The 13,338-nt window shown below is 55.6% G+C and carries 10 protein-coding genes and 1 rRNA gene; 10 read left to right on the top strand and 1 reads right to left on the bottom strand.

The features are described from left to right. Positions 1-133 precede the first annotated feature (133 nt). The 4 genes from DRW39_RS07325 to DRW39_RS07310 are packed head-to-tail and all read left to right on the top strand — an operon-like array spanning position 134 to position 5,305. On the top strand, positions 134-808 hold the full coding sequence (locus tag DRW39_RS07325; RefSeq protein ID WP_116106380.1) for a TetR/AcrR family transcriptional regulator: 675 nt from the start codon (positions 134-136) through the stop codon (positions 806-808). Positions 809-817: 9 nt separating this feature from the next. Continuing rightward, the gene (locus tag DRW39_RS07320; RefSeq protein ID WP_157975983.1) at positions 818-2,515 is read left to right on the top strand and encodes a peptidase domain-containing ABC transporter; all 1,698 of its coding nucleotides are present in this window, start codon (positions 818-820) and stop codon (positions 2,513-2,515) included. A 1-nt stretch (position 2,516) separates the two neighbouring features. Beyond that, positions 2,517-3,887 carry an HlyD family secretion protein gene (locus tag DRW39_RS07315; RefSeq protein WP_116106378.1) on the top strand — a complete coding sequence of 457 codons (1,371 nt, stop codon included), beginning with the start codon at positions 2,517-2,519 and terminating at the stop codon, positions 3,885-3,887. Next, positions 3,884-5,305, top strand: coding sequence for a TolC family protein (locus DRW39_RS07310; protein ID WP_116106377.1), 1,422 nt, complete (start codon positions 3,884-3,886; stop codon positions 5,303-5,305). Before DRW39_RS07315 ends, DRW39_RS07310 begins: the two co-directional genes overlap by 4 nt. Here DRW39_RS07310 and DRW39_RS07305 read toward each other — a convergent pair. Then, positions 5,199-6,785, bottom strand: a complete 1,587-nt coding sequence (locus DRW39_RS07305; RefSeq protein ID WP_116106376.1) for a hypothetical protein — start codon at positions 6,783-6,785, stop codon at positions 5,199-5,201. The genes DRW39_RS07310 and DRW39_RS07305 overlap by 107 nt on opposite strands. Positions 6,786-7,028: 243 nt before the next feature. On the opposite strand from DRW39_RS07305, the gene DRW39_RS07300 reads away from it, so the two are divergent. From DRW39_RS07300 to DRW39_RS07275, 6 genes are all read left to right on the top strand, one after another. Continuing rightward, positions 7,029-7,367: a P-II family nitrogen regulator gene (locus DRW39_RS07300; RefSeq protein WP_116106375.1), complete on the top strand. Its 339-nt coding sequence runs from the start codon at positions 7,029-7,031 to the stop codon at positions 7,365-7,367. A gap of 128 nt (positions 7,368-7,495) precedes the next feature. Further along, entirely contained in the window at positions 7,496-8,794 is a 1,299-nt protein-coding gene (locus DRW39_RS07295; protein WP_116106374.1) for an ammonium transporter, read from the top strand. Between the two features lie 190 nt (positions 8,795-8,984). Further along, a complete protein-coding gene (locus DRW39_RS07290) occupies positions 8,985-10,112 on the top strand; it encodes a porin (RefSeq protein ID WP_116106373.1) in 1,128 nt (375 codons plus the stop codon). Between the two features lie 118 nt (positions 10,113-10,230). Continuing rightward, positions 10,231-11,247: a glutamine synthetase beta-grasp domain-containing protein gene (locus DRW39_RS07285; protein ID WP_116106372.1), complete on the top strand. Its 1,017-nt coding sequence runs from the start codon at positions 10,231-10,233 to the stop codon at positions 11,245-11,247. A 154-nt stretch (positions 11,248-11,401) separates the two neighbouring features. After that, on the top strand, positions 11,402-12,109 hold the full coding sequence (locus DRW39_RS07280; protein WP_116106371.1) for a hypothetical protein: 708 nt from the start codon (positions 11,402-11,404) through the stop codon (positions 12,107-12,109). A gap of 919 nt (positions 12,110-13,028) precedes the next feature. Next, positions 13,029-13,338: ribosomal RNA gene (locus tag DRW39_RS07275) — 16S ribosomal RNA — on the top strand; the annotation flags it as partial.

Here is a 13,338-nt window from a genome sequence, read left to right as displayed (position 1 = left end):
TCGGTCAGGTGATTTTTTTGGAATAGATCAATACCGGAAGAACGGTGTTAGGGTAGCGAAAATTCTTTGGAGTGACTAAACTACTTGGGGGTTTAATAGTTATTCCTACATTATTAATAGTAATGCTATTTAATTGGAACATCTAGCCGGAAAGATTAGCATTTCCGTATCCGACAAGCTCTATCTAAAGGACCCGGAGACAAGCGATCTCGGACGCCGCATCGTGTCCGGTAGTATCGATCTGCTGGTAAAGCTTGGATTGGAGAACTTCACCTTTCGCAAGCTCAGTTTGCACGTGGGTACGACGGAGGCATCGGTTTACCGGTACTTCGAGAATAAGCACAAGCTACTGACGTACCTGGTCATGTGGTATTGGGGCTGGATGGAATACCGTCTGGCCTTTACCCTGGCCAACGTCGAGGATGCCGAAAACCGCCTTCGCCGGGCAATCAAGTTGCTGACGGAGGAGATCGCCGAGGACAGCAATTTCAGTCACATCAACGAGGTGAAGTTGAACCGCATCGTCGTGGCCGAAAGCTTGAAGGTGTATTTGAACCGGCACGTCGACGACGAAAACGAGGATGGTGCCTTTAGCTATTACAAATCGCTGATCCAGCAGGTCAGCGGGATCATTTTGGAACTCAACCCGGACTTTGCCTACCCGCATATGTTGGTGAGTACCATCATCGAGGGTGCGCACCTTCAGCGCTTTTTTGCCGAACACCTTCCCCTGATTACGGATAATCGGGACGGAGAGGATTCGGTCGTGTGTTTTTTTACGGAAATGGCTTTCCGGACTATCAGATAATTGCCCATCATGACCGGAACTGAAAACGAACTTTCGCCGCTGCAACGCTTCTGGCGACTCCTGCGGCCGGACTCGGCGGAGGTGAAAAACGTCTGGGTATATGCGCTTTTTGCCGGTATCGTCAACCTGTCGTTGCCACTGGGTATCCAGGCGATCGTCAACCTGATCATGGGCGGGCGGGTGAGCACCGCCTGGATGGTGCTGGTCGGCCTGGTAGTTTTTGGTATCGCGATGGTTGGCGTTCTGCAGATACAGCAACTCCGCGTGGTGGAGAATTTGCAGCAGAAGATCTTCAGCCGAGCCGCCTTCGAATTCGCTTACCGGATCCCCAAGATCCGGACCGAGGTACTCTACAATCACTACGGGCCCGAACTCATGAACCGCTTCTTCGACGTACTGACCGTACAGAAGGGGCTGTCGAAGATCCTGATCGATTTTTCCGTGGCCTCCTTACAGGTACTCCTGGGACTGCTCCTGCTATCCGTTTATCACCCCTTCTTTATTCTTTTCGGGGTCATTCTGGTCATCTTGGTGGTGCTCATTTTCGTGTTCACCGCCAAAAGCGGACTGGCCACCAGCCTGAAGGAATCCAAGCATAAGTACGCGGCCGTTCACTGGCTGGAAGAATTAGCCCGTACTTCGGGCACCTTCAAGCTGGCCGGAAAGACCGACATGGCCCTGCAGCGGATGAATCGGCACGTAGACAGCTACCTGGGCGCCCGGGAGAGCCACTTTACGATCCTCATCCGCCAGTATTCCTTGCTGGTAGTCTTCAAGGTGATTGTCGCCCTCGGCCTGCTGGCAATCGGTGGTTTGCTCGTGATGCAGCAGCGGATGAACATCGGGCAGTTCGTAGCGGCGGAAATCATCATCCTCTTCGTCATGGCCTCGGTTGAAAAATTGGTACTCAGCCTGGAAACGATCTACGACGTACTGACCGGACTCGAGAAGATCGGCCAGGTTACGGACCTGGAGCTGGACAATAAGGACGGCGACGCGGGGGCGGACCTCCTAAAGGGCGACAGCGGTATTTCCGTTCAACTCGAGGGTGTCACTTTCACTTATCCCAATAAAACCAAACCCGTCCTGCGGGACGTCAATTTCTCCGTACCCGCAGGCGAACGCATCCTGATCACCGGTGGAAACGGAGCAGGCAAGAGTACCCTGCTTTATGTCATCGCCGGGCTGTACGACATCCAACAGGGTACCGTGGCGTACAACCACCTGCCGAAGGGAAATCTCAGCATCGAGGCGCTGCACTCCGTCATCGGTGCCTGTTTCACGAACGGCGAACTATTCGAAGGCACCCTACTGGAAAATATTACGATGGGTCGGGAAGCGGCCACCTTCGATAATGTGCAGTGGGCCGTGGAGAACCTCGGCCTCACCAATGCCATTCAGAATATGCCGCAGGGCTACGAAACCAAACTCGACCCGACGGGCGACAAGCTGCCCCGCAGTATCGTTCAGCGTTTGCTGATTGCCCGGGCGATCGCCGACAAACCGAAACTGCTGCTTTTAGAAAACGTATTCGATCCCATCGACGAAACCATTCGTCAACAGATCATCGACTTCCTGATCGACCCCGTCCATCCATGGACCATGATCGCGGTCAGCAGCACCGACTACCTGGGTAGTTGCTGCCACCGACTGTTGCGCATGGAGGATGGAACCGTCACCGAGTCTAGCCTGGAAACCCCTTCTTAGCATGCTTAACATCTCCCTCAACTCCGTGAACCGCTACGTGGATCGTAGCCGGTTGTCATCGCTACAGTACGTGGAAAATCGGAAAGCCGGACGGGTACTGTTGCGGCTGCTGATCATTTTCTCCGTCCTGTTCCTGATTGCCCTGTTCCTTCCCTGGACGCAGAACGTACGGGCGACGGGCGAGCTGACCACGTTACGCCCCAACGAACGACCTCAGGTGATCCAGACCGTGATCGGCGGTCAGGTACGCCAGTGGTACGTCCGCGAGGGCGATTTTGTCGAAGAAGGCGATACCCTATTGTGGCTCTCCGAAACCAAGGATGCTTACTTCGATACGAGCCTGTTGGACCGGACCCAATCCCAGGTCCGCGCCCAGGAAATGTCGCTGGAGTCCTATAATTCCAAGGTAGCCGCCCTGGCCGACCAAATGGATGCCCTGCGGGAATCCGGCCGGCTACGGACCGAACAGGCCCGCAACGAACTCCGGCAGGCTCAATTGACCGTCGCCAGCGACAGCATGGATCTCGAGGCGACCCGCCTGAATACCGAAGTAGCGCGCGAACAGTACGAGCGGATCGAAAGCCTGTACGATCAGGGGCTGAAATCGCTCACCGACCTGGAGAACCGCCGGGTCACCTACCAGCAGGCCCAGGCCGAACTCATCAGCGCGGAAAACAAATTGCTCGCTTCCCGGAATAAAGTCATCAACGCCCGGGTCGAACTCAATGCCATCCAGGCGAAACTGCGTGACGACCTGGCCAAAACGAGTTCGGACCGGTATACCGCACTCAGCGGTCGCTTCGATGCCGAAGCCAAGGTGGCGGACCTGCAGAATCAATTCAGCAACTACGAGCGTCGGACCGATCTCTACTACGTACGCGCCCCCCAGGCGGGCTACGTGACCCAGATTATGTCCGCCGGAATCGGCCAAACCCTGTCCGCCGGAGAGCAGATACTGACCATTGTCCCCTCGGACTACGACCTGGCGGTTGAACTATACGTGCGACCGATCGATCTCCCGCTGATGGATATCGGTCAGGAGGTCAATATCCAGTTTGACGGCTGGCCCGCTATCGTGTTCTCCGGATGGCCGAATACCAGTTACGGAACCTACCGCGGAAAGATCGTAGCCATCGATCGGGCGAGCAACGTAGGCGGACAATACCGCATGATGGTAGCCCCGGACCCGGACGAACGCGATTGGCCGGAAGCGCTGCGCGTCGGATCCGGAGCGAGTGCCCTCATCCTGTTGAAGAATGTCCCGATCTGGTACGAGCTGTGGCGGAAGGTGAACGGATTCCCGCCGGACCTTTACGCCCCCGAGGGGGGAAGTGCTCCGCCCGCCCCACCAAAAATCAAGGTTCCGAAATGATAAGTCTACGGCTTTTCTGGTTCCTGGCTTTGCTGACCCTCGCCGTACCGGTGGTAGCGCAGGACCTGCCCGCGGTACTGTCGGAGGATGATTTCCTGGAATTGGTCTACCAGCACCACCCCCTGTCCGTGCGGGCCGACCTACAGCGGGAACGGGCCGAGGCGGTCATGCTGAGCGCGCGTGGGTTCTTCGACCCGAAGATATACGGCGACCTCAGCCAGAAGTACTTTAAGGGAACGCGGTATTACAGCGTGATCGAGGGTGGGGTGAAGGTTCCTACCTGGTTCGGTATCGAACTGAACGCCGCCTACGAGCGCAACGACGGATACTACCTTAACCCCGAGCATAACGTACCGGAATCGGGTCTCTACGCTGCCGGACTGACTGCTTCCCTCGGGCAGGGGCTGATGTTTGACGAGCGGCGGGCGGAATTGCGGCGGGCGCAGGTTTACCGGCAGGCTACGGTAGCGGAGCGCCTCATCCTGCTTAACGAACTGCTTTACTCCGCCGGACAAATCTACTGGGAATGGGCGGGAGCCGCCGCCGCGCTGGAGGTGTACGACGATGCCCTGGTTGCCGCTCGCCAACGCTACGCGGCCGTCCTGGCCGAGGCGCAATCCGGTAACCGACCGGCTATCGATACGCTCGAGGCCCGTATCCTGGTTCAGAACCGGCAGCTGGGTCGGGAAACGGCTCTGCTGGATCTGGCCAATGCCCGCGCCCGCATGAACGCCTACCTCTGGATTGACGGCGTGGTACCCGTCGAACTGGAACCTACCACGCTGCCCCGCCCGATCGATGAAGTAGCCGTTGCTGCGCTCGTAAGCGCTACGCCCCAACCGGTAGACGATAACCCCTTGCTTACCCGCACCCGCTTGAAGATCGCCGATCTGGAAATAGACGAGCGGCTGCAGCGCGAATACCTGAAGCCGCAGGTCGATGTCAAGTACAACGCGCTCCTGGCCGGCGGCGTAGATGATCCCATTCAGGAATTAAGTGGCAACAACTATAAGTGGGGGGTAACCGTCCGCCAACCCCTCCTGCTTCGCAAAGAGCGCGGTAAGCTGGCCCTTACCCGCGTGAAGCTTTCGGAAACCCAACTGGAACTCAGTGATAAGATCGCCGATATCGAGGCCAAAATTACCGCGGCCACCAACGAGGTCAACGCCACGGCCGACCAGTACGTGCTGGCCGTACGTAATGCCGACGATTACAGCCAGTTGCTGGAAGGAGAGCGAACGCTGTTCCGCGGGGGCGAAAGCTCCCTGTTCCTGGTAAACAACCGGGAAGTGAGCTTCATCGACGCCCAGCTCAAGCGGGTGGAGCTGATGGTGAAACACCGTAAGGCAAGGCTGACCCGGAGCTTTGCCGTTGGTCGGATTCCCGTTGTGGGAGATGCTGTTTCACCCAGTGAGTAAGATCCAGATACAGCAACGCTTTATGTTCAAAGGGGTCGCTACGCGCGGCCTCCCGTAGTTTCCGATCCAGATTCTGGTAAATAGGGGGGTGCTCCCCGGTTACGCTCTTGATGAGTTTGCGTAGGGTAGCAGCGCAGAGGTCGTGAATTTTGGCCGTTTCGCTGCTGCGCCGCATCTGTCGTTTGAAGTTGGTCAGGTGGTAATCGACCAGTGCCCGGTTGCCGAGTTCGTAGTGGCAGAGCAGGTGAAGCAGCCGCGCATTGAGCAGGAGGTCTTCGCGCAGGATACCCGACTTCATATTGATGATGTCGTTGAGGTAGTCAAGCGCCTCACTGTATTTCTTGCGCACGAATGCCGTTGCGGCAAATTTGTAGAGGAACTGCCCCCAGCGGTGGTCGGTCGGGACGAAATCACCGGCCTCGTATTGCTTCCGCAGTTTGGCGCCGTAGGTCTGCGCCGCCTCCCACTCGCCGGCGGCGAAGAAGGCGTTAAGCCGCATCAGACCGATGTACACCCGGCCAATCAACAGGCTGTTTTCGTTGAACTGGATCTGGTCGTCGTTCAGAAAAGCCGCCGTGACTTTGAGGTAACGTTGCATGCGCTTCTCCTCCCCGCACAGATAGGCGAAGACGGAAACGTAGTACAGGCAGCGCAGGTACAGGTCGGGATCCTTTACCGTCATGTGCGTGCTCAAGTGGAACAGCGTCAGGGCGTTCATCGCGGACTCGAGCGCATCCTCGAAACTCAGTTGGATGTAGTGGTACCACATCGATGCCTGAAAGCGGTTAATCTTTTGGTGAAACGTACTGCTGACGGTTTCCCGGTCGAAGCGGTGCGTCTGGATGCTATTCCAGAATTCTTTGTTCTCCTGCCGGTCATCATCGTTTCGACTGTGGCCGGATTCGATGTATCGCCCGTGGATCTGAATGTTCAGGTTGAACAGTTCGCTGGTGTTCAGCACGCTATAGCTCCGCTCCGCCGATTCGTTGAGGAGCAGATCCATTTTATTATCGACCTGCCGGGAGAGCGTGATGTGGCGGGATTCGATCAGTTTCTGGAATTCGAGAATTTCCAGATGCAGCACGTCTCGGTTGTGTTCCACCGCCCGGCTTTTAGCGCGTTCCAGCGAACGCAGGGCGTCCAGGTAAAGTCCTTTACCGTAGAGAATATGACTGAAATCGATCTGCTCCCGCAGTTCGATATCGATTTCCTTGTTGATGTATATCAACCGCAAACTCGTCAATACCTGCTGGTAAAGGTGCCTTTTCAGGTTGCTGTACTGACCGGAAGAGAGGCTTAGGCGGTTGGTGACTGTATTGTCGTCGGGGCTTTCCAGGCGGTCGAGAACGTCGAAAAGCTGAATGAATTTATTGTCAGTCGTAGAGCCGGCCCGGGTCGCATAGAGCTTGAAATTCCGTTTTTCAGCTTTGTTTAAAGACTTTATCAGTCTCCATAGCTGGTCTTTTACGGCCGTTGGCATGGGTAAGCGGGGTGAGTTAAAAGGTTGTAAATCAGCGTCTTCTAAAAATATCGCCCGTTTTAGGCGTCACAAATGGCAAAAGTTGTTTGCTGCGTGAGCTGCCGGGGTTAGTGTCATATTTGTACTAACGAAGGGAAGAGACGTCCGACCTTCGTAGAGCCCGATTAACCAGATAGACTTCTCCGTTCACCTCTTTTCGTGAGCAAATCGCTAACCACGACTTGCCCAAAGATAACCACTTCTATGAAGAAGATTGAAGCTATCATCCGTCTGTCCCGCTTTGAGAGCATTCGTGATGCCCTGGCGGCCATTGACGTCAATTTTTTCACCCTCACCGAAGTCAAAGGCTTCGGCCTGCAGAAAGGCGAGCAGCTGACCTACCGTGGTAGCGTCTACGACGCCGACTACATAGCTCGTCTGCAACTCGACATTCTTGCTCCCTCCACCAAGGTGGACGCCATCGTAGAGGCTATCGTTTCCGCCGGTCGGACCAACAAGGTCGGTGACGGCAAGATCATCGTCTACGATCTCGACCGCATCGTTCGCATCCGTACCGGCGAACAAAACGAAAGCGCGATTTAATCAACTGCACCGGGCCGATTTAACCACTCGAGCCACTGCTTTCTATTCTTGTTTTTTACCCCCAACTGCCTCGGCCTGCGCTAGGTAAGACCCCCTCCTTCATCTTATAACACTAGAATAATACTGCTATGGAAGCAATGTTTACCGTAAACAACCTGTGGATACTGGTGGCGACCTGTTTGGTCTTCATCATGCACCTCGGCTTCGCCAGTCTTGAAGCCGGCTTCGTCCAGCGCAAGAACGTCGTAAATATCCTCTTTAAAAACTCCATGATCATCAGCATCGGCTTGCTGACGTACTACTTTATCGGCTACAACCTGATGTATCCCGGCGACGATTACGCGGGTGGCTTCATCGGCGCCTTCGGCGTAATGGACTGGGCCGCCGGCGCTATTCCCGAAGTGGACGGCGTAGTACAGTACGCCGCCGCCGCCGAGGAAGGAGCCACCTACACGGGCTACTCCGACTTCATCTTTCAGGCCATGTTTGCCGCTACCTGCGCCACCATTGTCTCCGGTGCCGTAGCCGAGCGGGTCAAGTTGGTCCCCTTCCTCATTTTCGCTACTCTTTTCGTCGCCATCAGCTACCCAATCACGGGTATGTGGCACTGGGGTGGAGGCTGGCTCTCTGAAATGGGCTTCTACGATTTCGCCGGTTCCACGCTGGTTCACGCCGCCGGCGGTTTTGCCGCACTGGCCGCCGTTATCCTGCTCGGCGCCCGCCGCGGAAAGTACCGCTCCGACGGAACGGTAACCGCCATCCCCGGCCACAGCATGCCCCTGGCCGCCATCGGTGTCTTCCTCCTCTGGTTCGGTTGGTACGGCTTCAACGGTGGCTCCGTACTGAGTGCCGATGCAAATGGTGTCAGCCTCGTCTTTGTGACCACTTCCCTGGCCGCTGCCGCGGGTGGAGTCGCCGCCTTCTTCATGGGCTACATCCTCTTTAAGACCTACGATCTATCCATGGTGCTGAACGGCATCCTGGGCGGTCTCGTCGGTATCACGGCGGGCGCCGACCTCATGAGCGGTGGCGAAGCCATCCTGATCGGTATGATCGCCGGTATCATCATTCCTTTGAGCATCGTCTTCTTCGACAAGACCCTGCGCCTGGATGACCCCGTAGGTGCAACCTCCGTACACGGCGTATGTGGTATCTGGGGCACGCTGGCCGTCGGGATCTTCGGTGCCAGCGCCGGTATGGGCCAGCTGGTCACCCAGCTCATCGGTACCCTTAGCGTCGGCATCTTCTCCTTCGCCACCAGCTTCCTGATCTTCAGCATCCTCAAGGCCACCCTCGGTATCCGCGTCGACGAAGAAGAAGAGATCAACGGTCTCGACCTCGGCGAGCACGACATGCACGCCTACAGCCTCACCAAGGAGGACGGCGTATTCCAGCTCACCGAATCGAGCAGCGGCGTCGTACGGTAATTAGGAGTACGGTAGTAGGTAGTCGTCGACTGCGCCAACGGATGAGTACGGTACGCTAAGCGTCGAAGTACAATACACCCACCAGTCTGACAGACTAACGCTCTAACAGACTACCTGCTACCCCCTACCTACTACCCCCTACCGTACTAAAAACCTCACTTTACTCCCACTTTCCCCAACTATACATACAATGAAAACTTTTCAACTATCCCTATTCGCTTTGCTTCTATGCTTTGGTCCCCAACTGATCGCTCAGGACGTCGACGTCTTGATCGTTGAAGAAGAAGAGGAGGAAGAATCCAGCTTCCAGCTTAGCGGTTATGTGGATGCTTACTTCCAGAATGTTTTTTCGGATCCAAGCGATGAAATTACCGATACGCCTTTAGCCTTTCCGACCAGTTTCACTCAGGAGACTCGCGGGTTTGGTGTTGGTAACGTGAATTTGCTGGCGGAAAAAACCTTCGGTAAAGTTGGCTTCGTAGGACAAGTCGGATTCGGTCCCCGTGCCAATGAAGCTAACGGTGATTTCCCCAATCTTCAGCAGCTTTTCGTGACCTATTCACCAAGCGACGCGGTCACCTTTACCTTCGGTCAGTTCGGCACCTTCGTTGGTTACGAAGTTATCGATGCGCCGGCGAATATGAATTACAGCACCAGCTACATGTTCAGCTACGGACCCTTCTTCCATACGGGACTGAAAGCGGATTTCGCGATTGCTGAAGGCTTTGGCGCCATGCTTGGCATTTTCGACAACACCGACAGTCGCTTCAACGATCCGGGCTACTACTACGGCGCCCAGCTGAGCGCGGAGACCGGTGGCCTGGCCGCCTACCTGAACTTCCTGTACGGTACGGATGAGAAAGATATCCTTAATGACGATGACGCCACGACACTTCAGATCGACCTGACCGCGACCTTCGAAGCCAGCGAAAGCCTGATGTTCGGCATAAACGCCACCAATAAGAGTACGCAGAACTTCGTCGACGAAGCTACCATTGGCGACTCCGACGGATTTACCGGTGTAGCGCTTTATTCCACCATCGGGATCACGGACGGTTTCGACCTTTCGCTGCGCGGCGAGTACTTCCAGGAAAGCGTACCCGATGGGATCGACCTTGACGGCAGAAGCGTGACCGCACTGACCGCCACCGGGAACATCACGATCGGTGACCTGCGCATCATGCCCGAGTTCCGCCTGGACTCCAGCAGCGACTTTGCTACTACCTACGCCTTCGAGGATCAGATCATCGATTTTGGTGGCGGTGACGAAGACGACAGCGTGGCTTCCTTCATCCTCGCCGCCATATACTCCTTCTAATCCCAAAAACATGCGGCCGGGGGACACGTTGCACGGCTTTCCGGTAAGGCTTTTTACCTGCGCCCCGCCGCAAAAAGAACTTCATTACTTAACCTTCTGATTTAACCTAACATAATCTATGGCTACCAAACACAAGCTACAGTACGTATGGCTCGACGGTAACGAGCCCATGCAGACCCTGCGCTGCAAAACCCGCATTGAGTCCGACTTCAGCGGCAAGCTGGAAGACTGCCCGATGTGGTCCTTCGACGGATCCAGTACCCAACAGGCCGAAGGCGGCAGCTCCGACTGTCTCCTCAAGCCGGTCATGATCGTGCCCGATCCCATTCGAAAGAATGGCTTCATCGTCATGACCGAGGTACTCAACGCCGACGGCACCCCGCACCCCACCAACGCCCGGGCCACCATCGACGACGAAGACCAGGACTTCTGGTTCGGCTTCGAGCAGGAGTACTTCCTCATGGACATGGACACCAACAAGCCGCTCGGCTTCCCCGCCGACGGTAGCGACCCCGCTCCACAGGGACAGTACTACTGCTCCGTGGGCGCCCGCAACGCCTTCGGCCGCGAGATCATCGAGGAGCACCTCGATGCTTGCCTCGATGCCGGACTGAACGTGGAAGGTATCAACGCGGAGGTGGCCCCCGGACAGTGGGAATTCCAAACCTTCGATAAAGGCGCCAAAGAAGCCGGTGACCAGATCTGGCTCGCGCGCTTCCTGCTCGAGCGCACCGCCGAAGCCTACGGTGTGTACGTCGAGTACCACTGTAAGCCTCTCAAGGGTGACTGGAACGGTTCGGGTATGCACGCCAACTTCTCCAACTCCTTCCTCCGCGAGAGCGGCAACCGGGCGGACTACGAGAAAGTATGCGAGGCATTCCGTCCCTACACCAAGGAGCACATCGCCGTTTATGGTCACGACAATCACCTGCGCCTGACCGGTAAGCACGAAACGCAGAGCATCCACGAATTCAGCTTCGGTATCTCCGATCGCGGTGCCTCCATCCGTATCCCCATCGCTACAGTCGAGCGTGGCTGGAAGGGCTGGCTGGAAGATCGCCGGCCCAACAGTGCCGCCGACCCCTACAAGGTGGCTGCCCGTATCGTCAAAACGGTGAAGCCCGTGTCTAACTAAACTACTTCGTGATCTGACCTTCTTTTTTGTTACCTAAAGAAATACAAGAAGGTTAAATCAGCTCAGGTTCCCTTTGGAACCCACCTTTTCGCCCGGTCTCGCGCTTGCGTGGGACCGGGCTTTTTCATGTCTGCAATCCGCTGTATTTTGGAGCGTGCCTACCCCAAAACGCCTGCCCTTTCGGCAACGATTACTCGACTACCTCCTCCAGGTTTCCCTTATCATCGTCGGTTTGGTTATCGCCACCAGCGTCGATCGGTGTAATGGTGCCCGCAAGGACGATCGCCGGTTACAGGCCTACTACGCCGCCATTATCCAGGACCTCGAAGCGGAGCGGGTATCCAATGTCATGAATCTGGCCGACGTCAACAAAGACTTAGCCGACCTCGAAGCGGCTATCCGCCTTTTTGGGTTAACCGATCCGGATAGCCTCCAGTCCGGATTGCAACGAATGAATGGGGTATTGAATAAGGGCGTCTTTCGGACCTTTTCCCCTACGACCTTTGATGTCATGGTCAATACCGGGGATGTCAACTTGGTTGAAGACATTGAATTACGCGCGCTTCTGGCGTCCGTATTCGCATTTCGCAATAACGTCCTACGCCCGGATCTTCAGGCTTACGACCGCCAGGTGCTTGCCACGGTGGAATCCCTGAGCGATCGTATTGACCCGGCCTGTATCACGACGATGCGTAGTGCATACACTTGTATTCACGATCCGAAGGCTATCGCTCGGAGCGGTGTGCCGGAACTGGTAGTCCTGGCTACGGTCGCTCGGTCCCGGCGCTTTCATCTGCAGGTGGCGCAGGAAGAAGTCTTAGCGGCCGTCGAAAGGGTAGGGGAGGCCATCGCTGGCGGGTAATCCGTATCCTTATATATATATGCATGGCGTCGGAGCGCAGGTAAGATGCTTTCCGGGTAATGGGTTCACGCTATTAGACACGAGCCACCTGGTCAGCAGGCATACCACCGAATTTAGTATTCCGTAGCTCACGCGCTGAGCGTAGTGGCGTGGTCAAGTGCTATCACTCTGATAGAGAGAGCGTCACTTGCTTTGAGGACGTAGGTACCACCCCGGCGCGTCCGGGCGGGACCCGAAAACTTGAAATCAAAAGAGAAAAAAGTAACCTACAGTTTGCAGGAGTTCCCCTCGGCTATGTATCTTTGCCGTCCCGCAAACGAGAAGTGCGCGATCAATACCGGACCTTTTAAAGGCGCCGGTGTTCCTTCCAGATTACTGATTCTTTTACAAGCGTCGATGGCAACGGCCTCGGCAGAAAAGGATCGCGCCGGACGGAAATTTACTCCGAATAGTTTTCGAAAATTTCTTTTGAAACATTTGGAAAGTAAAGATCGCTCATCGTACCTTTGCGGCCCCCGCGAACGAGCGGTGGGAAATTGACTAGGCGGGCGGATGATTTGAAAAGAAATTTTATCCATCACTTGCACAGTTAAAAAACTTGCTGTACTTTTGCAGCCGCTTTGGAGGCAAGGCGAACAAATGAAGAAAAAAGCTGGTGTTTCAGCGTGGGCCCATAGGGGGCTGATGCGACTGAAACGAGGGTCTTAGGTGACCTGCCGGCGCCACGATCTTTGACATCAATGGCAGGCGAGGTTCAACGCCGTAGAATTAACGAATGCGACCGGATCTTCTTTTCGAGGAAGGTTTGCGACACTGGATTTGTGACTATGGCCCTGATTAATTTTTATACAGCATCGAGCTCTTTCGGTAGTTAAGTCAACATACAATCCTATGCTACGGCATAGGGTATAAGAACTTTACAATGGAGAGTTTGATCCTGGCTCAGGATGAACGCTAGCGGGAGGCTTAATACATGCAAGTCGAGCGAGAAGGTCCCTTCGGGGGCCGGAAAGCGGCGCACGGGTGAGTAACGCGTACGCAATCTACCCCTTACTACGGGATAGCCCCGGGAAACTGGGATTAATACCGTATAGTCTAAATGTTCCGCATGGGATGTTTAGTAAAGATTTATTGGTAAGGGATGAGCGTGCGTACTATTAGCTAGTTGGTAGGGTAACGGCTTACCAAGGCGATGATAGTTAGGGGGCGTGAGAGCGTGATCCCCCACA

Source organism: Lewinella sp. IMCC34191 (assembly GCF_003390935.1).
In the GTDB taxonomy this organism is placed as follows: Bacteria; Bacteroidota; Bacteroidia; order Chitinophagales; family Saprospiraceae; genus Neolewinella.
Note: the sequence above shows the minus strand (reverse complement) of the source record. Positions and strands in the feature narration are given on the sequence as shown.